Below are 21,845 nucleotides of genomic sequence, written 5' to 3' on the forward strand. Positions count from 1 at the left end.
AAATTTCGGCTTTTTAAGCATATTAAATTTTGAAATGAGTTCTAAACCTAACGAACAAGTAAATTGCACGAACAAACAAGTCTATCGCAATGGATAACCAAATCCCGGCTATCCCCATTCCAAGCTGGATTCCCAAAACATAAACTCCGACAACACGAATAACCCACATACCAATGGCTGTACTGTACATCGGACTTTTTGTATCACCCATACCTTGCAATGCACCAGCTAACACCAAACCAACGGCTAAAGCAGGTTGGGCAAAAGCATCAATTCTTAATGCTGTCACGACCATATGAACCGCATTTGGATTAGTCGTGAACCAGGTTGCCATCCAAGGTGACAGGAAAAATAACAAAAAACCAATCATGGCCATAAAAAGGACAGCTATTCCGGTGGTTAACATCCCATACTGGTATGCATTTTTTTAACGTTTTGCCCCGATGCTCTGGCCAACTAATGTGGTTGCTGCCACAGCCAATCCATAACCCGGCATATAGGAAAAGGTTTCAATATTCCCCGCGATGGTATGGGCTGCGTATGTTTCCGTCCCGATTCGGACAATTAATCCAAAGTATAGAACCTGGCCTAAACGCATAAAAAGGCGTTCCACCGCAGCTGGGGATGAAAGCTTTAAAATAGGTGACATAAATTGTTTAGCTTCTCTAAAAGTATTTTGAAAAATTGAAAAATCAATTTTTGATTTTTTTATGTAACGATATAGAGCTATCGTACCGATTATTCTGGCAATAACAGTTGCCCAAGCTGCCCCTGCAACGCCTAAACCCGTAAATCCCAATAAACCAAAAATTAATATATAATCCAGTCCAATGTGGATCACGTTTATCCAGACACTGATTTTCATGGGTGTTTTTGTGTCTCCGGATGCCCTCAGGATACTTCCGAAAATAAACATGAGTGAAATGAATATGGAAGGTACAGCCACAATGCGGAAATAAGTGACTCCATCTGCTAATACTTGAGGTTCGGCTCCCATCACTTTAAGCAAAGGTTCAGCAAAAAAGTAAGCAATAATTCCAAATAAAATTCCTGCCATAGAGGAAATCCAGCTGGACTGCCTTGCAATCGATTTTGCTTTATCGAAATCCCTGGCGCCTACACTTCTAGCAATGAGAGAAGATGTTCCCACACCAATGGCCATAAAAATAGCAATATAGACAGCTAAAACGGTATTGGCAACACCAACTGCAGTCACTTCATTCAGGCCGAGTTTTGCAACAAATAAAGTATCGATAAATCCAACGGCTGTTTGTAAAATATTTTCAATCATGGCCGGAACAGCTAAAGAGAGGATCATCATTATTTTTTGTTTGGTAGTTTGTTCTTCCATAGTTTCAATGGCAGACATGCAAGTCACTTCCTCACGGTTACATTTGGACAAGGAAAAGTTTAAAAGTTTACAAATACTTCTCCACAAATTCTTTATAATTTTACTTTATAATGATTTATAGCTTTTGTGTTTTATAGACTTTCAGCGATAAACCATTATATCAATTATAATCAAAAGTTAAAGATACCGGGGTCAATTTAATTTTTTGAATAGGGAGAGCCAGTAAATGTATGAATTTTTTAGTCAAATGTATAACATATTAAGCCAGCCATTTCTAAATATGTATAGAAGCACTGAAGGCATGCCAATGTTAGCTGCATTTATATTAGGCATTATCGGAGCGCTTGCACCTTGTCAATTCACAGGGAATCTTGGGGCTATTACAATTTACGGAAATAGGTCTGTTCAAACAAAGCTCGCCTGGAGGGAAATCCTGTATTTTATACTTGGGAAAATAGTTGTTTTTTCAGGACTTGGCTTGCTTGTCTGGTTGCTCGGCAGCGAAGTGAAAAGTATTTTAACTGTATATTTCCCTTGGATAAGAAAAATGGTTGGTCCCCTGCTAATTATAATTGGACTATTTATGATTGGTGCTTTAAAGTTTTATAAATCATTTACACTCGGGAAAATTCCTGAAAGATTCATGAAGAAAGGGAATTTAGGTGCATTTTTGATGGGCGTTAGTTTTACATTGGGATTTTGTCCGACAATGTTTGTGTTATTTTTTATTACCCTTATGCCGATGGCGATTTCAGTATCATACGGATTATTCCTCCCGGGGATTTTTGCGATTGGGACTTCCCTTCCACTCATTTTGTTCATTTTTCTTATCTGGTATTTTAAGCTGAATGGAAAGTTAATGAAGAAAAAAGGGAGTAAGCTTGGTCTACTTGTTCAAAAAATCGCAGGTGGAATAATGCTTATTTTGGGGATTTTTGATACTTTAACGTATTGGGGAGGTTAACCAAATGAATGATATCTACCATTGAACAAATGATAATCTATGTAGCCAATATGGGGAAAAACCTGAGCAGCTCCATAAGTTTGTTAAATGGTTTGGCGAGGTGTATTTATTGGAAATTTTAGTTATGATATATTAAATATTCCCTTGAGTTTATTATCGAGAAAAATTTCTAAACTTATTTAAATCTAAAGGAAACGTCAAGAAACGTTCACAAAAAATAGAATTCAAACTCTTTACATACCGAACTGGGGTATACTATAATAAAAAACAAGGAGGGAGTTACCATGGTAAATGAATTAGAAAATGATCCTCTCCTAACAGAAGAAGAATGCTGCACTGCTGCAAGTGGCCGGAAAAGCCATCATTCCGAAGCCGTGAAGAAAAATATGGTAACACGCTTAAACCGGATTGAAGGCCAAATTCGCGGGATTAAAGGGTTAATTGAAAAAGATACGTATTGTGACGATGTCATTACGCAAATCTCAGCTACCCAATCCGCTTTAAACAGCGTAGCAAAAATTCTTTTGGAAGGCCATTTGAAAAACTGTGTTGTCGAAAGAATCCAGGAAGGTGACATGGAAGTACTGGATGAAGTCCTTGTCACTATTCAAAGATTAATGAAAAAATAAGGGAGACGATCAGAATGGAAAAGGTAACATTAGATGTAGCAGGAATGTCTTGCGGGCATTGTGTAAAATCTGTCGAGGGCAGTGTCGGGGAATTAAAAGGTGTCTCCAACGTAAAAGTTCACCTTGAAACTGGTAAAGTAGATGTTGAATATAACGCAAATGAAGTAACTCTTGATACAATTAAAGAAACAATCGATGATCAAGGCTATGATGTAAACTGAGTTTTTGAACTATAAAAGTAAAGAGAACCGTGCTAGAAATAGCACCTCTCTTTTTTATAAAAATATACCCTATACAGGTATAAGGAGTTTTTGCTATGAGTGAAAAAGTTCAGGAAAGCCAATTTCAAATAACTGGCATGACATGTGCCGCCTGTGCCATCCGCATTGAAAAAGGGTTAAAGAAAATGGAAGGCGTCAAAGATGCAAATGTTAATCTTGCCCTCGAAAAAGCAACAGTAAAGTTTGACGGGTCTGCCATGGGAACTGCTGATATCCAAAAGAAAGTTAGGGATCTCGGCTATGATGTCGTAACAGAAAAAACTGAATTGAACTTGACCGGCATGACATGTGCCGCCTGTGCGCAAAGAATTGAAAAAGGGTTGAATAAACAAGATGGAGTCATAAAGGCAAACGTCAACCTGGCTTTAGAAAAAGCATCTGTCGAATACAATCCGTCCATTGTCTCACCTAAAGAGATGATCCAAAGGGTTGAAAAGCTTGGCTACGGGGCCAGCGTGAAAAGTGATGAAAACGAAAAAGAGGCAGTCGATCACCGCTTGAAGGAAATTGAAAAGCAACAAGGGAAGTTCGTTTTTTCACTCATCTTATCGCTCCCGCTTCTTTGGGCAATGGTTGGCCACTTCAGTTTCACTTCTTTCCTTTATGTCCCTGACGCACTGATGAATCCTTGGGTGCAAATGGCACTGGCTACACCTGTACAGTTCTTTATTGGCAAGCAATTTTATGTCGGGGCTTATAAAGCGCTGAGGAATAAGAGCGCCAATATGGATGTGCTGGTTGCACTCGGTACATCGGCAGCTTATTTTTACAGTGTATATCTTGCTATAGAAACGATCGGAAATAACGCCCATTCCGTTGGTCTTTATTTCGAAACAAGTGCTATTTTGATTACATTAATTATTCTTGGAAAACTATTCGAAGCTAAAGCAAAAGGCCGCTCGTCAGAAGCAATCAAAAAGCTGATGGGCATGCAGGCAAAAACAGCAACCGTCCTGCGCGATGGTGCGGAAATAGAAATTCCGCTTGAGGAAGTGGTCACAGGTGATATTTTGTATGTAAAGCCCGGTGAAAAAATCCCGGTCGACGGGGAAATTCTTGAAGGACGGACCGCTCTTGATGAATCAATGATTACCGGGGAAAGTCTGCCGGTAGATAAAACAGTCGGTGACACCGTTATCGGTGCCACGATTAACAAAAATGGTTTTATTAAAATAAAAGCAACAAAAGTCGGAAAAGATACGGCACTTGCGCAAATCATTAAAGTGGTTGAAGAAGCACAGGGGTCAAAAGCACCTATTCAGCGATTAGCCGATTCGATTTCCGGTATTTTCGTTCCGATTGTTGTCGGCATTGCGATTATCAGTTTCTTGATTTGGTATTTGTGGGTTTCTCCCGGAAACTTTGCTGCCGCCTTGGAAATCTTAATCGCCGTTCTTGTCATTGCCTGTCCATGCGCACTAGGGCTCGCAACGCCAACTTCAATCATGGCAGGGTCCGGCCGGGCTGCAGAATACGGAATTCTTTTTAAAGGTGGAGAACATCTGGAGATGACGCACCGGATTAATACGGTCATCCTTGATAAAACAGGTACAATCACGAATGGTACTCCAATTCTGACTGATATCATCACAGACCGGGAAGAAGCCGAATTTTTGACACTTGTCGGGTCTGCTGAAAAGCAATCCGAACACCCACTCGCCCAGGCAATTGTAGAGGGGATTAAAGAAAAGAATATCAGCCTCAAAGATGTCGCTGAGTTCGAGGCTATCCCCGGCTATGGTATTAAAACGGTTGTCGATGGCAAAGAAGTTCTCATCGGCACGCGCCGATTGATGAAAAAGTACGATGTAGAAATCGAGCATGCTTTACCGCAAATGGACAGTCTTGAGAAGCAAGGTAAAACAGCGATGTTAACAGCCATTGATGGCGTTTACGCAGGGATTGTCGCTGTCGCAGACACCATTAAAGAAACCTCTACGCAAGCGGTCAAGCGCCTAAAAGAGATGGGATTGGAAGTCATCATGATTACCGGTGATAACCACCAGACGGCCGAGGCGATTGCCAAACAGGCAGGCATTGAACATGTGATCGCCGAAGTATTGCCGGAAGGAAAAGCCGAAGAAGTGAAGAGACTTCAGCAGCAGGGCAAGAAGGTAGCAATGATCGGAGACGGAATCAATGATGCTCCTGCATTAGCGGTTGCCGACATTGGGATGGCGATCGGAACTGGAACGGATGTCGCGATGGAAGCGGCAGACATTACGTTAATCCGCGGTGACCTCAACAGCATTGCAGATGCGATCTTTATGAGCAGGAAAACGATCCGCAACATTAAGCAAAACCTGTTCTGGGCATTCGGTTATAATACGCTCGGAATTCCGGTTGCTGCATTGGGATTTTTGGCACCATGGCTCGCCGGAGCAGCAATGGCATTCAGCTCTGTATCCGTTGTCCTAAACGCATTGCGCTTACAAAGAGTAAAATTATAAGGAGAACCTTCTATGAAAAAATGGGCCTTATCAGCACTCGTATACCTGCTCATTGTCCTGGGTATGTATTATGTGTATGCCTCGTTAACGGAAGCTGATTCCGAAAACATCGATCATAACGAGGAGATGGAACATAGCGACCAAACAGATGTTAAAGAAGCGGAAGAACATTAGAACACTTTATTTGAGAAGGTCTGTTCATTTCCGGATGTGGACTTTTCTTAACATGGCCCCTGTTATCGAACAGGGGTCTATTTTTGTTTATATCAGGCTGTGAATTAGTGATTGGGCTGATGAAAAAAACTCTTAAGTTATTCTCAGATTTGTTTAAGCTGCTGCTAAGCATGGATTTTTATTATTTAAATGTAGAAACTTATCAAAGTTTTTTAAGGAGGAGATTCCATGTTTTTTAGGAAGAAGGAGACAGACCCGGTTTGCGGAATGGAAATCAAAGTGACGAATTCAACAATTCGATCAGGTTATCAAGGTTCCGACTATTACTTTTGTTCGACAGATTGCCTCGGAAAGTTCAATATGGAACCACAAAAATTTATTGCTCATACAGCCAATTCAGATGAATTGGGACACCAGCATGGTGAGCACCACCACCATAGGGACCGCGGCAAACAGCATGATCATGAGCACCGTTTGCATAAGCACCACAATTATCATCGGCATTAAAGTGATAGAAGATATTTTCAATGAAAGGAGAAATCACGATGAAAGCACATAAGCTTTACACTGAACACGAACAGGATATGTCGGCTGCCAATCATCTGAATCATAAACATTCTAACGAAGAAGAATCATCCGAAGAAATTGAATACCGTTCATTGATGAAAAAGTGGTGGTTTGCTGCTGCTATATCCGTTCCAATTATTCTCGTTTCCTACCCTAATTTGTTCCCCGGTATCCGTGATTGGCTGCCGATGGGAAGTGATGGGCTATGGTGGGCGAGGCTTATTATGGGGATCTTAGCGTTAGTTGTCATGTTTTGGAGCGGCGGACAATTCTTTACGGGCATGTGGGAAGGTTTAAAGCAGAGATCCGCCAATATGCACACACTGATTGCCACTGGAATTAGTGCCGCCTGGCTTTATTCATTTGTTGCCCTTTTCTGGCCGGAACTTTTTCCAAAAGCTGAGATGGCGGAAGTATACTATGATGTTACAACCGTTGTAACTGCTCTCGTTATTCTGGGAATGGCGATGGAGGTTAAAGCGAGGGGGAGATCGTCCGAAGCAATTAAAAAACTAATCGGGCTGCAGCCAAAGACAGCTAATGTTATCAGAGAAGGAAAAGATCTGAAAATACCGATCGAAGAAGTAAAGATTGGTGAAATAATTGTTGTCCGCCCCGGAGAGAAAATTGCTATTGACGGGATCGTTGTCGAAGGAAATTCAGCCGTCGACGAATCCATGCTGACCGGAGAATCTATGCCTGTTGAAAAAGCCCCGGGAAGTGATGTATTTGGGGGAACCCTGAACAAAACAGGGAGCTTTACCTTCAAGGTAACAAAAGAACAGAAGGATTCAGCGCTTGCCAATATTGTAGAAATGGTGAAACAGGCTCAAGGGTCCCGGATTCCGGTCCAAAAAGTGGTTGACCAGGTTTCAGCTTACTTTACCCCTGGTGTAATGATAGCGTCCATTTTCGGATATATCACATGGTTTAATTTTGGCCCTCAGCCGGGTTGGGTGTATGCCCTGATTGTTGCAGTCACTACATTAATTATCGCCTGCCCGTGTGCCCTTGGAATGGCGACTCCAATGTCATTGACAACCGGTGTTGGTAAAGGCGCCGAAAATGGGATCTTAATCCGTTCCGGGGAAGCACTGCAAATAGCACAAAAATTAGACACAATCGTACTTGATAAAACAGGGACTATCACTGAAGGAAAACCATCCCTGACCGATATTATACCGTTAGGAAGCTATCGAGAAGAAGAACTTCTGCAAATAGCAGCATCAATTGAACAGGGATCGGAGCATCCATTGGCTGCAGCGATTTTAGACGAAGCAGAACTAAAGCAGCAGACGCCGTCTAAAGTAAAAGGATTCAACGCAATCCCTGGTCACGGGGTAGAAGGTCTTGTCGATAAACAAAGGATTTATTTCGGCAATCTAAAGCTTATGAAAAAAGAAGGTATTGCGCTGGAAGGGTTCAACCAGTATGCTGCTGTACTGGCAGATGAAGGTAAAACGCCAATGTTTCTGGCTATTAATGGAGAAGCGGGCGGCATTATAGCAGTAGCGGATACAGTAAAAGAAGATTCGCTTTCAGCTATCCAGGAACTGCAAAAAATGGGGCTTGAAGTCGTTATGATCACCGGTGACAACGAACGCACCGCCAAGGCGATTGCAAAACAGGTAGGTATCAAGCGCGTGCTTGCGGATGTCTTACCGCAAGACAAAGCTGAAAACGTCCGAAAACTTCAAGGGGAGGGCAAAACTGTTGCAATGGTAGGTGATGGCATTAACGATGCTCCGGCTCTTACACAGGCTGACGTTGGGGTCGCCATTGGAACGGGTACAGATGTAGCGATTGAAGCAAGTGATATCACTTTAATCTCTGGAAGCCTTAACGGTGTCGCAAGTGCGATCAAGATCAGTCGGGCAACAATGAAGAATGTTTATCAGAACCTGTTTGGAGCATTTGTTTATAACACTGTGGGAATTCCAATAGCACTGGGTTTACTATATCCATTTACAGGCATATTGCTATCGCCCCTGCTTGCCGCGGCGGCAATGGCATTCAGTTCGGTAACAGTGATCTTAAACGCAAACCGTTTAAAACGTCTGAAACTAAAATTCAGTTAAAGGAGTTGTTTAATGATGGATGCTTCCAATTGGATTGTGACTATAGTAGGCTTGTTACTGATTGGGCTTATCGCCTGGTTTTTCTGGGGGCCGAAAAAGGGAGGAAGCTTGGCAAAAGTAAGTTCTTCAGGCTATCAAGAAGCAATGATAAGGGTTAAGAATGGATACAGTCCCGCACGGATCGTGGTCCAATCTGGAAAGCCGGTCAGATTTGAGTTTACCAGGGAAGAAACAACGGCTTGTTCAGAAATGGTTGTTTTTCCAGATTTCCAAAAAAGCGCCATGCTTCCTGTAGGAAGAAAGATTGCAATTGACCTGCCGCCCATGAAGGAAGGAATCTATGACTTTACTTGTCAAATGGGAATGTATAGAGGAAAAGTTATTGTTAAGAACTAAGAGTTATATTAAAAAAAGAGGGTAACTCAAAGGACCTTGAAGTCGTTTGGGTTATCCTTTTTATTTTTCACCATGTTCTTGTTGCAAATTTAATAGTTCCAGCATATAATTTTACCGAAGGAAACATTTTTTCATCTAACTAAAATATATACCCTCATCAAAATTTTTAAAGCATAATTGGCAGAATGGAGGATTCCTAAATGGACGATAATCGTAGTAGCTTAACAACATTAGACCAGATGGCCTATCAGTCGCTATTAGGAAGAGCTAGAGGCATTAAAAGATTAGTGCCGTTTTTAGGCCCGGCGTTTATAGCAGGTGTAGCCTATATTGATCCTGGAAATTTTGCCACAAATATTGCGTCTGGTTCTCAATATGGGTATATGCTGCTTTGGGTAGTACTTGTATCAAATCTAATGGCCATTCTTATTCAAGCTTTATCTGCTAAATTAGGAATAGCTACTGGAAAAAATCTTCCCGAAGTATCCCGCGAAAACTTCCCTAAACCCGTTTCATTTGGACTTTGGATTCAAGGAGAACTTGTTGTCATTGCCACAGACCTTGCTGAATTTATCGGGGCTGCCCTGGGTTTATATTTATTGTTTGGAATATCTTTATTACCAGCTGCTATCATTGCAGCCATAGGTTCGTTTGCCATACTTGAATTGCAGCGGCGGGGAGTTCGTCCTCTGGAGGCCGGGATAACCGGGATGGTGTTTATTGTCGTTATTGCATTTGGATTACAGGTTCTATATTCACAACCTGATACAGGAGCCATATTTAATGGACTTTTTACTCCACAATTTAGTGGAGCGGATAGTGTGATGCTGGCTGCGGGTATATTAGGTGCAACTGTTATGCCACACGCCATTTATCTTCACTCCGCATTAACTCAAAAAAGGATTGTCGGGAGAACAGAGGGAGAACGAAAAAGAATATTTCGATTTGAATTCATCGACATCTTAATTGCTATGGTCATCGCAGGTGGGGTTAATGCAAGTATGCTTATTGTTGCCGCTGCCCTTTTTCATAAAAACGGATTGAATGTTCGAGATTTGGATTTGGCGTTTAATCAATTTGGGGAATTAGTTGGGCCATTTTCAGCTATATTATTCGGTATTGGTTTATTATCTTCTGGCTTGGCCAGTTCTTCAGTTGGTACAATGTCCGGAGATATTATCATGCAGGGGTACATTAAACGCCGCATTCCTCTTTATTTAAGAAGAGCAATTACTGTTATTCCACCTATCTTAATTATTGCGATGGGAGTGAATCCAACAACTGCCCTTGTTATTAGTCAAGTCATCCTGTCGTTTGGGATTCCATTTGCGTTAATCCCGCTAATTTTATTTACAAGCAACAAAAAGATAATGGGCAGTCTTGCCAACCATAAGATAACGAATGCTATGGCTTGGGCAATAGCCATCGTTATAATTACTTTAAATATCTTTCTCTTGATCCAAACGTTTGCCAATTTTAATTAAGATAAGCTACTAATATAACAATTTGGCAATATAAAAATAAAATGGTTGCTTGTTTATTTAAGCCACTTACATTAGCTGGTCAAAGCCGATAATCCCTGACACGGGAATATCGGCTTTTTACATTTGAGAAATCACTTTGCTAACAAAATGCACATTTTTTGGCTAGACTTAGATTTTACATACTAAAATTGCACATTTTCCAGCTTTTTTATAACAAGCGAAAAATGTTATCAATTCGACAAAAAGGATGATTAAAATCTCTATTCGAGTGTATTAATTTATGATAAGTTATAAACCATAAGGGGGTATGCTAAATGGCGAAAATCTTAGTGATTGACGATGATCAAAATATATCGACCATGATGAGAAGGGGTCTGACATTTGAAGGCTATGACGTTAAAACCGCAAATAATGGAAGAGACGGCCTTCTTCAAATATTGGAGGGGTCACCTGATTTGGTCATTCTCGATGTCATGATGCCAGGCATTGATGGATTGGAAGTATGCCGGAGGATAAGAAAAGATAGCAATATTCCCATTCTTATGGTCACAGCCAGGGATTCTGTCTCTGACCGTGTTGAAGGGCTTGAGACCGGGGCTGATGATTATCTGGTCAAACCGTTCGCTTTTGAAGAACTTGCTGCCCGTGTGAAAGCCTTATTAAGAAGAATGGACAACGGTTCGTCAGAGGATTTTATTCAGTTTGCAGATTTAACGCTTGATTTAGCTTCTCGGTCAGCAACAAGAAAAGAGCGTCAAATCGAATTATCAACAACGGAGTTTAATTTATTGGCTCTTTTTATGCATAATCCTAAACGTGTATTACTACGCAATTTGATCATGGAAAAGGTTTGGGGCTATGACTTTGAGGGCGAATCTAATGTTCTTGAAGTATATATAGGCTATTTACGCCATAAGCTGGAAGAACAAAATGAATCAAGGTTGATCCATACCGTCCGGGGGACAGGATATGTGATGAAGGAATGAAATCTATGCCAATTAGATTACGCTTAACGCTCTGGAACTGTTTTATTTTTGGAACAATCATTGCGGTTATCATTTCGGTTGTCTACCTTAAGCACAAACAGTCACACTACAGAGAAATTGACAGGATGCTTTTGAATATATCGGCGCACGTTCATGAGGAAATTAATCAACAATTAAGCGAAGGAACGCCATTTAAAGAGGTTCAAGTTTCAATTGATGAACTCTCTATTAGCGAGATTGCAATTATGGTGAAAAGTAAGACAGGGGCCCTTATTGAAGCAAATTCCCACCCTTTCTTTAAGGATCGCCGGATAATGAATGAAAATCAGGTTATAGATCCTGTTAACTTTAAAACTATAACTGACAGTGATGGTGTAAGGATTCGCGTTCATACCGCTTCTGTTCATCAAAAAGGAGAAGTTGTCGGGTATATTGAAATGCTCTATTCATTGAGAACACTTGATAACTCCTTACTTCGATTTAAATGGATAGTCATTGGTTTCACAGGTGTTGGTATCTTTCTGGCAGCGATTGCTGGATGGTTCTTAGCGAAAAAAACATTATCCAGAGTAGATTTAATAGGGAGAACAGCAAAAGCAATCGCTTCTTCACAAGATTTTCAACAGCGCGTCCTTCATGTCGGTCCTGCCGATGAATTAGGAAAACTAACTGAGACTTTCAACCAGATGTTGGATAGCCTTGAGAAAGCATATACTAACCAAAAGCGTTTTTTATCGGATGCCTCCCATGAACTTCGGGCACCACTAACAAGTATTCGGGGTAATCTTGATATTTTACATAAAATCAAAAATATTCCGGAAGCTGAAAAAGAAGAAATGCTAAACGATATTCGAAGTGAATCTATACGCATGTCAAAGCTAGTGTCAGATTTATTGTCGCTTGCCAGGGCTGAAGCTGGTCAATTGTTTAATATGGAAACTATCAATTTATCCTCCCTTATAACAGTGGTAATAGAGGAAATGGAAACTTGGAAAAAAGCAGTGAATGTGGAAGCAAGCATAGAAGACGATTTATATATTTGGGGCAGTAGTGATGCAATTAAACAGTTATTGATTATTCTGCTGGACAATGCAATCAAGTATACTCATCCAGGAGGATCTGTTTTTGTTAGCTTGGAAACAGCAAACGATCAAGCGACTATTAAAATCAAAGATACGGGAATTGGTATCGAAAAGGAAGAGCTGCCATTTATCTTTGAGCGGTTCTATCGGACACCATCTGCTAGAAAACATACCCCTGATGGAACAGGCCTGGGACTGGCTATCGCAAAATGGATAGTTGATGAGCATAATGGCAGCTTGGTTTTAACAAGCCAATCTGGAGAAGGTTCGGAGTTTATCGTTTGTTTTTCAGTCATAAAATGAGGGTGAGATGGAGAGCTTCCGCTGACTATCTAAGAACGGCCCTCCAACGTACAGGGTGTACTAGTGCCGACAATGCCACAGGACGTGGCTTTTTGTCGGGGTTGGACAACGCACTTTCGTTTTTCTTACTGCAACTATTCTAGAAACCCTTTGGCTGTGATAGATGTTAAAAAACCAAACCCGGATATTTTTAATTGAATCCTATCTTTTATGTTAATATTTTTTTGAATAAATATAGAAAGATTATCCACTCTGAATTCATTATATTTATTGATATCCTTTGGTTTTTTCGGTATAGCAAGCAACTCTTGCACACCTCCAACACAACAGCCTTTTACCTCTACTGTCTTTACTGTTAGATGTTTTCCTTTGGACTCAATCCACACTTTTGCTTTATCATCCAATTCAATATGCATATATTTATTACTCACCCTTTCTATTAAATTTTTCGTTAAGGAGTCATTCACAATATAAAAAATTGTTTTTAGCATGTCAACAAATCATGAATGGTTTATACGAACCCGAAATTTCTTTTTATGCTTGTTAAGCTCTGTAAAGAAAAAAGCGTTCACAAATGGGAACGCTTTTTTCTGAAGATAATTATGCAAAATAAATAGAAGGGGGCTATTTATTTTTCGTACTACTTTATTATTTTATAATTTTTCTTTGCAGAAATTATGAAGTAATACTATAAATTGATGCAATATCTATTTAAATAAAAATTTAAAATACACGATTCATCACGCCACCATTTATAATGAATAACTATACTTTTAATAACACAACTTCTTTTGTGGCTTTAAAATAATTTTTTTTTGTAAACCGGAAGCATCAATAACTAAAGGTGTATCATAAGAAATGCCTAATATCCGTCTAATTTCAGCAGGAATTGAAATTTGTCCATTTCGAATGACACATTGGTTTAATGTTTGATTATCATTGTGTTTTTCGATAATAATATTTGAATATTTTATATAAATATAAAGATAGTCGCCTTCTAAAATAGAGAGCTTCGTCTGAATTTTTTTGGGAATACAGATTTGTCCCTTTTTCGATATACGCCTTACATACATTCTCGATTCCTCAACTCCTTACTCTTTTTATATTAGCATTTATACATCCGGCTGATAGGGGCTCCCAACGGTCACTAAATGACTTTCAATCGGGAAGCCTGCTGCCTTAATTTTTTCTTTTTACAATCATACAAATAAAATTTGTAGAAAATTTGCAGATAGTTTTTATTTAAAAGGTAATAAATTCCATTTATAGCCTGTTTGATCATTGTTTTCTTCATAATTTCTTTAAAGTTTATTGATATATTAAAATTTAGTGGATCTGCGTTTCAACTCCTATGGAAATGAATGTACCTAGTTTTTAATAAAACCGTTTATTAAAGAATGAAAGTAGGTTTTTGGCTTTGGATAGAACTAAAATTACTCTCCTTCTATTAGTGGTTATCATAGTTAGTCTCTCTTTTTATTTATTTACGATTTTAAAAAAAGAAGGAGGTATCTCTAACGTCTTAAACTTAATGTTAGAAGAAAGTGGCCTGGAAATTGTCGAAGCATCTTCATTTCACAATGAAAATGATAAAAGTCCTATTGTTAAGATTAAGCAAAGTGTTTTATTGAATGCACCTGTCATAAAACAATTTCCGGAATTGCCAAGAGGCTGTGAGGTGACCAGTCTTGCCATACTTTTGCAGTACGCGGGGATAAACGTTGATAAAATGGAATTGGCGCAGAAAGTTAAAAAAAATCCTGCACCTTTAACAAGAGATCGTGATAAAATTTTTTGGGGAGATCCCAATGATGGCTATATCGGTGATATGTATTCTTATAGCAACCCCGGTTTTGCAGTATATCACACACCAATTAAAGACTTGGCAGAACAATTTTTGCCTGGGAGAATAGTAGATCTCACAGGAAAAGATTTTATTGAGTTAAAAACATTTCTTTCTCTTGATATTCCAGTTTGGGTAATCACAAATACCACTTATAAGATATTACCGGAAAATGCGTTTGAAAAGTGGCAAACACCAAATGGAGAAGTGAAGATCACGTATAAAGAACACTCGGTGTTAATAACGGGCTATGATGAAAAATATGTGTATTTTAATGATCCTATAAGCGGAACTAAAAATATGGCGATAACAACAACAGATTTTTTAGATGCCTGGAGGCAAATGGGCAGTCAGGCGGTATCTTATCTACCTAAAACTATTGAATAGAAAATGAGTGTAAAAATATGACCACAAACATTTTAATTCATTTCGCTATGTAACAAAATGTTATTAAAGCATCTTTCAAATCAAATAATAGATTCTTTAATAGTTTTTTATAGATAGACTCACATTTTTTGCAGTGTTTTGCAGTATATTAATTTTATCAATCTTGTTATTTTAAAATAAAAACTAAGAACAATTAAAGCAAGTTAAGCTTGGAGAACCTGAGAGCCAAGTATTAGGGTGATGACTTATTTTTTTAATCCCCCTTAACAATATCTTTTTAATAAATTCACATGTTGCTGTTTCGCAGGAGCATTTAGAAATAATAGGAGTTGATATCGTGATTTTATATACGTATTTTAAACAGCTTCTAAATAAAAAGCTGGGCATTTATTTATTTGCAGTAATCTTATTTTGGCTCAAGACATATTTTGTTTATCGAATGGAGTTTAACTTAGGTGTAAGCAACGGGCTGCAGCAGTTCCTGTTGCTTGCAAATCCTATTAGCTCAGCAATTTTGTTCCTGGGGATTGCCTTATTTTTCAAAGGGCGAAAACAACAATGGGCACTTTTTGCGATCAATGCTTTTCTATCATTAATTTTGTATTCGAATGTTGGATATTATCGATTTTTCAATGATTTTATTACCGTTCCTGTCCTGTTCCAAACGCAAAATTTTGGAAAGGTTAGTGGCAGTGTAGGTTCACTGCTTGGACCAATTGATATACTCTATTTTATTGATACTCTTATACTTTTAGTCATAATTATTATGAAGCAAGTTAATCCGGTAGTAAGACTGTCAAAGCGTTCATTAGCGGCTGTTTTTTTATCAGGATTGTTGATTCTTACTGTTAACGTAGGACTGGCAGAAATAGATCGTCCCCAATTATTGACGCGTACTTTTGATCGAAATTATCTGGTTAAATATTTAGGAGCATATAATTTCACGATTTATGATATTATTCAAAGTTCAAGATCATCAGCACAAAGAGTAATGGCTGATAGCAATGATATTACATTGGTTGAAAATTATACTACAGCCAATTATACAAGTCCGAATCAAGAATATTTTGGTGCCGCAAAAAGGATGAATGTTATTTATATCTCGATGGAATCATTCCAAAACTTTTTAATTGGATACAAGTTGCGCGGTGAAGAAGTCACGCCTTTTTTAAATTCTTTAACAAAAGACCCGAATACGATCTATTTTAATAACTTTTTCCATCAAACAGGGCAGGGGAAAACTTCTGATGCGGAATTCTTGCTAGATAACTCCCTATACCCATTGCCCCAGGGAGCAGTTTTCACATTGAAAGCCCAAAATACGTATCAGGGACTGCCAGCTATTTTAAAAGCTAACGGGTATTATTCCGCGGTATTTCATGGAAATGATAAATCGTTTTGGAACCGGGAAGAAATGTATAAATCATTAGGATATGATATGTTTTACGACTCTGCTTATTACAGTATGCTCGAAGAAGATGTACTGAATTACGGATTGGAAGATAAACCATTTTTCAAGGAAACCATCCCATATTTAACCGGTTTGAAACAACCTTTTTATGCAAAGTTAATAACATTGTCAAATCATTTTCCATATCCATTGCGGGAAGAAGACCAATCCATTCTTCCTGCAGATACAGGTGATGCTACAGTAGATCGTTATTTCCAAACAGCACGTTACTTGGATGAAGCTTTACAGCAATTTTTTACTGATTTAAGAGCAACAGGCCTTGATAAAAACACGATGGTTGTTATGTATGGAGATCATTATGGGATTTCGGAAAACCGCAAGGAAGCTCTGACAAAATTATTTGGCAAGGAAATTAATGACTTTGAGCAGGCTCAACTGCAGAGGGTACCTCTCTTTATCTATGCTCCCGGGTTAAAGGGCTTTGTAAATGAAACATATGGCGGGGAAATTGATGTAAGGCCTACAATACTCCACCTGCTGGGGATTGATACAAAGCACCAAATTTCTTTCGGATCTGATTTATTATCTAATGAAAGAGATCGAATTGTTGCTTTCAGGAATGGGGACTATGTTGCAGATCAAGTCACATCTGTAAAAGGGACAATCTATGATAATAAAACCGGTCAAGAAGTTAAGGATAAAAGCCCATATCAAAAGTACACTGAGGCTGTGAAAAGTGAACTTGAAATGTCGGATAAAGTCGTTTATGGGGATTTGCTTCGTTTTCACAATCTTAACGGGATAAAGAAGACTGATCGAGCCAAATTGGATTATTCAAGTGCAAAGAATTTAAACAAGTAAGAAATCACTTGCAGTATGAAAAACCTCTCTAAACTACTTGTTGAATATTAAAAGGCCCGTCATTCGATGGGCCTTTATGAATTTAATGAAAAGGTTATTCTTCCTTCTGCATAGAAAATTCATATTTTATTTTTATTATTAGTATGGTGAAAACTCATATTTAATACTTATGTTAACTATTATAGTTGGTCAGGTAGTTTCGATTAATAAAGGAGGCAAAGGAATGTCCAAAAACAAAAAGACAAAAAATAAAAAAAGTTTGGTTTAGAGTGGCTACTGGTAGCTATTGTTGGGGCCTTTATTATCGTGATATTTATCCCTAAAAATGATACAGGAAATATAAGTTTCCCAGATTTGCACGGGTTGAGTTATTCCGCTGATGGCCGAAAGTTAATCGTGGCGGTACATGATGGGCTTAGGGAATATTCAAACGGAAAATGGTCAATTCCCGATGCTGAGAAAAATGATTATATGGGTTTTTCTGCTACAAAAGATGGTTTTTACAGCAGTGGGCATCCTGGTCCAGGTTCGACTTTAAAGAATCCGTTGGGCATAGTCAAAAGTACTGACAATGGCAAAACAATCGAACCGGTTGCTCTGCATGGAGAAGTTGATTTTCATGCTCTATCCGTTGGCTATGAAACAGAAGATATTTATGTATTTACTCCTGAAGTCAACTCTGTAATGGAAAATTCTGGATTTTACTATTCAAATGATCAGGCAAATTCCTGGAATCAGATGGCAATGAACGGAGTTACTGGTACTCCTGCTGTTATAATTGCCCATCCTTCAAAGGACGGAGTCATGGCGGTTGGCACAGATAACGGTTTGTATATTTCTAATAACTACGGCGAATCGTTTGAGGCAGTACTACAAGATACTGCTGTGAAAGCTGCGGTGTTCACCACCAGTGATGAAATGATTGTTGGCAGCAACCAGGAGATTGTGAAGCTGGATCTATTAAATAACAATACAACAAATTACAAATTGCCGGAAAACATTGACGGCAATATTTCTTTTATCAGTAATAACTTTAAAAATAACGATGAACTGGCATTTGCTACAGACCAATTAAATATTTATGCAAGTAAAGACAATGGAGAAACCTGGGAATATATTGTTAAACAAGGCTCGGCTAAAAACATTGAGTAAAACTATTCTAACTCGGCGTTTGCCGAGTCTTTTTCTTTTTATAGCAAATTCATGAATCATACAAAGACTTCTATCGGCATAAAGGTTCAATCAAATAATTTTTATACTATAGGCGATGCGGCAACGAAGCTGTCATTTTAATTGGGTCAATCGTTCAGCTTGACAAATCAAATATAAAAAGAATTACGAGGGCAGAAAAATCTGCTCATAACCATCTTGAATGTTGTTTATCTCTTTACGGATGATATTCATTCTTTTATCCACAGTTGCTGCTGCCTGCGCTGCCTCATATAAATCATGTTTTAAGTAATCAGGTATATTCCCTTCATGCTTGTAATACAGCTTGTGTTCCAGACTAGCCCAAAAGTCCATTGCCAGCGTGCGGAGTTGAATTTCCGCATAAATGTCTTTTTGCCTTGTACTCAAAACAAGAGGGATTTTCACAATGACATGCAAACTCTTATAGCCGTTAGGCTTTGGAGTTTTAGTATAATCCTTCAATTCTACAACTTTTAAATCTGTTCTTTTTTTTAATAGATTGGCTATGTAATATATATCTTCCTCAAAGCAGCAAGTAATACGGATTCCAATAATGTCGTGCAAGTATTTTTCAGCATTTTCGAGGGTAGGCTCCAGGTTTTTTCGTTCCAGCTTGTTCAAGATACTTTCGAGTTCCTTTAGACGAATATTAATATGCTCAATCGGGTTGTAATCCTTTAAAAGGTTTGCTTCCTGATTCATAATTGATATTTTTGTTTTCAATTCCGCCATCGCAAATGTATACGGGAGTAAAAAACTGTTCCATTCATTTTCTGTATTTATAATTTTCATAAAAAACTACACCTTTCTTCAGGACCAGGAGTTGTGGCTCATTATTTAGAATACTTGATACAAATGAAATAACTCTGGATCAAACATAAGAATTGGATAAGAGATTCAAGATAATTAATTCTTATTTTTTTCTCATATTTATCTCAGTTAGTATTAAGCAGGCGTGTGTAAGATATAAACAGAAAGACATTATTAAACAATTAAAATTAAAAAAGGGGTAAAACGATGGAAGCGAAAAAGCAGGTCCATATGCATGAACATGCATGTGGCAAAATGACTTACGAATATAGTTGAAATGGTGAAACAGGCGCAAGGATCCGGGCTATTCACTTGGTCACTCAGGCCCTTTGATAAAAAAAACATTCGTTGTTTCAACGAGGAGGAACGGGTATAAGCACTATTGGGCAAACTATTCAACCTGCAACACCGTTTAAAAGAATTGTGCCTGCACTTGTTGTCTCAAATGCGGCAGCTACTATTGCAATTATACCGCCTATCATCATATTGCTGACTTTAAAGCTTACCTCTATTGCCCCAAATAATGTGGCAGGTGCTTTGGCTATGGTGACAGGAATAGGGGCATTTGTTGCTATGATATTTAATCCGGTGGCTGGCGCTATTGGTGACCGCACCCGATTCCAGTTTGGGAGACGTAGAACATGGATATTAGCAGGGGCAATCTTTGGCGGAGCTTCGCTGCTGGGAATAGGTCTTGTTGCAGAAGTATGGCAAATAACCTTGTTATGGGCGTTAGCCCAAGCCTCCTTTACTTTTCAACTTTTAGCTAACAATGCCCTGATTGCAGAACAAATAGTGGAATCACGCCGGGGTTCCATTTCAGGTACCGTAGGTGCTGTTCCAGGAATAGCGCCACTGATCGGGATCGCCCTATTGAATAAAATGAATGCACAACCAGATTTGCTAAAGTGGGCCATTTTAGCAATTATTGCCGTTATTGGCGCTGTTATAGCCGTAATTTTGATACGTGAAGGAAGATATTTGGATTCACGTAAAGTAAAGAATGAGACGACAAAGTTCAATTTATGGAATATTATTCCAAATCCTCGTAAATATCCAGCCTTCGCTTCAGCTTGGGTGACACGATTTCTGGTCTTCTCCTGTATACCAGCTAGTTTGTTTAACTCAGTATACCTAATAGAACGGTTTCGTTTTTCCAAAGCTGAATTGACTGATAAAATTATGTTAACAATAGTTATTTCGACCGTTCTCGTATTTGTATTTAGTCTTATTGGAGGAATGATTTCCGACCGCTTAAGACGGCAAAAGCCATTTGTTATCGGAGCAGGTATCTTAATGGGATTTTCACTAATTCTGCAAGGATTTGCTCCAAGTTTTCCGATTTTTTTAGTTGCCACGGTTTTGATGGGGATTGGTTCTGGCACTTATTTCGCAGTAGATTTGGCAATTCTTACACGAGTACTCCCTAACAAGGGAGATGCAGCAAAAGATCTCGGTATATTTAATATTGCGAACACTTTGCCGCAGACTATTATCCCGGCCATTGCACCTCTTATACTTAACGTTGGTGGGTATGAGATGTTCTTTAGTTTCACAGGAATTCTTGGTATGTTAAGTGGGATTGCTGTTCTCGGGGTTCCCGAGATGTTACCAAGAGAGAGCAATGTTGTTTTGCCCAAATCAGTAAAAAAAAACAATTAAATCAAGTAACATTCTATAGGCTGATTATTTTGAAGGACTTCAGAATAAAATGTTTGTGATGAAACATCTGTAAAAATAACGATTCATTTAAAAGGTCGGAGGAGATAGTTATGAATAAAAATGGAAAAGACTCGGAGACAACTGTGCATTCATCAGGTCAATTAAAAAAAGGAAGAGGTATTCTAAAGGCAATTGGATCAATCCTTGTCGCCATCCTTGCTTCATCTCATCATTGGGTGCACACATTGCTTATCGCACTGGGATTAACTACATTGGGAACAGGATTATTATCACTTTCCCCATGGGTGAAAATTGTGTTTATGCTCCTTTCCCTGGTTATCTCTGTTTGGATGATTCGAGGGGCCTTGCGCAAATGGAATCATCACCGTTCCGTTTCTTGGGTATATTTGATTTCTTCAATACTGTCGATCATCATCGTGTTAACTGCCCTGCCACAAATTTTTGATGACAGCAATCCAATTCAGCAGAACGAAGAGCAGCAGGAGCATCAACAACATCATTAACAGGCGGGATCGTAAATCTATCTTTTTCGTCTGTGCTTACAGGGCTCGTGCCGGCAAAATTATATTTATAGTAAATGGCTTATTCAATTGGTGCTATGTAACAATCGTACCACGAGTTCAGCGTATTCAAATTGTTAGTTTTACCGTCCTGCAAAAGACTAGCATACTCCGTGCCATGGCGGCCATGAAAGATCCCCTGTAGAGTGGCTTTTACGCCAGTATTCTATAATAGCAGCCGGTACAACTAAAAAATATGTTTCTAATTTCATTCTCAGTTTGATTTCAGGCTTGTTTAACATTTTTTAATTATACTTGAGTCGCCATAAAACATAAAAACGAGGTGAATAGAAGTTTGAGTCAAGCATTTGTTGGCGGAATTTATTTCCACCTAAAACGTGTAAGCGGATTCAT

19 protein-coding genes and 1 pseudogene are annotated in these 21,845 nt (G+C 38.8%); 16 read left to right on the forward strand and 4 right to left on the reverse strand.

Going from position 1 to position 21,845, the window contains the following annotated elements:
* Window positions 1-22: 22 nt before the first annotated feature.
* Window positions 23-1,369, reverse strand: a pseudogene (locus CVD23_RS12700) (MATE family efflux transporter).
* Between the two features lie 208 nt (window positions 1,370-1,577).
* Between CVD23_RS12700 and CVD23_RS12705 the strand changes: the two are divergent.
* From CVD23_RS12705 to CVD23_RS12750, 11 genes are all read left to right on the forward strand, one after another.
* A complete protein-coding gene (locus tag CVD23_RS12705) occupies window positions 1,578-2,315 on the forward strand; it encodes an urease accessory protein UreH domain-containing protein (protein WP_101666225.1) in 738 nt (245 codons plus the stop codon).
* 284 nt (window positions 2,316-2,599) lie between these two features.
* Window positions 2,600-2,944, forward strand: coding sequence for a metal-sensitive transcriptional regulator (locus CVD23_RS12710; protein WP_101577888.1), 345 nt, complete (start codon window positions 2,600-2,602; stop codon window positions 2,942-2,944).
* A gap of 14 nt (window positions 2,945-2,958) precedes the next feature.
* Window positions 2,959-3,165, forward strand: coding sequence for a copper chaperone CopZ (copZ, locus tag CVD23_RS12715; protein ID WP_101577889.1), 207 nt, complete (start codon window positions 2,959-2,961; stop codon window positions 3,163-3,165).
* A gap of 95 nt (window positions 3,166-3,260) precedes the next feature.
* The gene (locus tag CVD23_RS12720; RefSeq protein WP_101577890.1) at window positions 3,261-5,675 is read left to right on the forward strand and encodes a heavy metal translocating P-type ATPase; all 2,415 of its coding nucleotides are present in this window, start codon (window positions 3,261-3,263) and stop codon (window positions 5,673-5,675) included.
* 12 nt (window positions 5,676-5,687) lie between these two features.
* The gene (locus CVD23_RS21995) at window positions 5,688-5,849 is read left to right on the forward strand and encodes a hypothetical protein (protein WP_180955654.1); all 162 of its coding nucleotides are present in this window, start codon (window positions 5,688-5,690) and stop codon (window positions 5,847-5,849) included.
* Between the two features lie 228 nt (window positions 5,850-6,077).
* Window positions 6,078-6,356, forward strand: coding sequence for a YHS domain-containing protein (locus CVD23_RS12725; protein WP_101666226.1), 279 nt, complete (start codon window positions 6,078-6,080; stop codon window positions 6,354-6,356).
* A 38-nt stretch (window positions 6,357-6,394) separates the two neighbouring features.
* Complete coding sequence (locus tag CVD23_RS12730; RefSeq protein WP_257988398.1) at window positions 6,395-8,494, forward strand: copper-translocating P-type ATPase; 2,100 nt, start codon at window positions 6,395-6,397, stop codon at window positions 8,492-8,494.
* 15 nt (window positions 8,495-8,509) lie between these two features.
* The gene (locus CVD23_RS12735) at window positions 8,510-8,890 is read left to right on the forward strand and encodes a cupredoxin domain-containing protein (protein WP_101577958.1); all 381 of its coding nucleotides are present in this window, start codon (window positions 8,510-8,512) and stop codon (window positions 8,888-8,890) included.
* Window positions 8,891-9,090: 200 nt separating this feature from the next.
* Window positions 9,091-10,374, forward strand: a complete 1,284-nt coding sequence (locus tag CVD23_RS12740) for an Nramp family divalent metal transporter (RefSeq protein ID WP_101666227.1) — start codon at window positions 9,091-9,093, stop codon at window positions 10,372-10,374.
* 314 nt (window positions 10,375-10,688) lie between these two features.
* A complete protein-coding gene (locus CVD23_RS12745) occupies window positions 10,689-11,360 on the forward strand; it encodes a response regulator transcription factor (protein ID WP_101666228.1) in 672 nt (223 codons plus the stop codon).
* Complete coding sequence (locus CVD23_RS12750) at window positions 11,357-12,745, forward strand: sensor histidine kinase (RefSeq protein ID WP_101577894.1); 1,389 nt, start codon at window positions 11,357-11,359, stop codon at window positions 12,743-12,745. The genes CVD23_RS12745 and CVD23_RS12750 overlap by 4 nt, the downstream gene beginning before the upstream one ends.
* Before the next feature lie 134 nt (window positions 12,746-12,879).
* On the opposite strand, the gene CVD23_RS12755 is transcribed toward CVD23_RS12750, so the two are convergent.
* Window positions 12,880-13,236, reverse strand: coding sequence for a CC/Se motif family (seleno)protein (locus CVD23_RS12755; RefSeq protein WP_245917466.1), 357 nt, complete (start codon window positions 13,234-13,236; stop codon window positions 12,880-12,882).
* Between the two features lie 282 nt (window positions 13,237-13,518).
* Window positions 13,519-13,818: an AbrB/MazE/SpoVT family DNA-binding domain-containing protein gene (locus tag CVD23_RS12760; RefSeq protein ID WP_101577896.1), complete on the reverse strand. Its 300-nt coding sequence runs from the start codon at window positions 13,816-13,818 to the stop codon at window positions 13,519-13,521.
* A 344-nt stretch (window positions 13,819-14,162) separates the two neighbouring features.
* On the opposite strand from CVD23_RS12760, the gene CVD23_RS12765 reads away from it, so the two are divergent.
* From CVD23_RS12765 to CVD23_RS12775, 3 genes are all read left to right on the forward strand, one after another.
* Window positions 14,163-14,975 (forward strand): C39 family peptidase, encoded by an 813-nt coding sequence (locus tag CVD23_RS12765; protein WP_257988401.1) that lies wholly within the window; start codon window positions 14,163-14,165, stop codon window positions 14,973-14,975.
* Window positions 14,976-15,309: 334 nt separating this feature from the next.
* Window positions 15,310-17,247: an LTA synthase family protein gene (locus CVD23_RS12770; protein WP_257988404.1), complete on the forward strand. Its 1,938-nt coding sequence runs from the start codon at window positions 15,310-15,312 to the stop codon at window positions 17,245-17,247.
* A gap of 306 nt (window positions 17,248-17,553) precedes the next feature.
* Entirely contained in the window at window positions 17,554-18,399 is an 846-nt protein-coding gene (locus CVD23_RS12775; RefSeq protein ID WP_101666231.1) for a F510_1955 family glycosylhydrolase, read from the forward strand.
* A 183-nt stretch (window positions 18,400-18,582) separates the two neighbouring features.
* On the opposite strand, the gene CVD23_RS12780 is transcribed toward CVD23_RS12775, so the two are convergent.
* Window positions 18,583-19,230, reverse strand: coding sequence for a GTP pyrophosphokinase (locus CVD23_RS12780; RefSeq protein ID WP_101666232.1), 648 nt, complete (start codon window positions 19,228-19,230; stop codon window positions 18,583-18,585).
* A 366-nt stretch (window positions 19,231-19,596) separates the two neighbouring features.
* On the opposite strand from CVD23_RS12780, the gene CVD23_RS12785 reads away from it, so the two are divergent.
* On the forward strand, window positions 19,597-20,910 hold the full coding sequence (locus tag CVD23_RS12785; protein WP_101666233.1) for an MFS transporter: 1,314 nt from the start codon (window positions 19,597-19,599) through the stop codon (window positions 20,908-20,910).
* A 110-nt stretch (window positions 20,911-21,020) separates the two neighbouring features.
* Window positions 21,021-21,434 (forward strand): hypothetical protein, encoded by a 414-nt coding sequence (locus CVD23_RS12790; RefSeq protein ID WP_101666234.1) that lies wholly within the window; start codon window positions 21,021-21,023, stop codon window positions 21,432-21,434.
* Window positions 21,435-21,845: the final 411 nt, after the last annotated feature.

The sequence above is a fragment of the Bacillus sp. V33-4 genome, assembly GCF_002860225.1.
GTDB lineage: Bacteria > Bacillota > Bacilli > Bacillales > Cytobacillaceae > Bacillus_BJ > Bacillus_BJ canaveralius.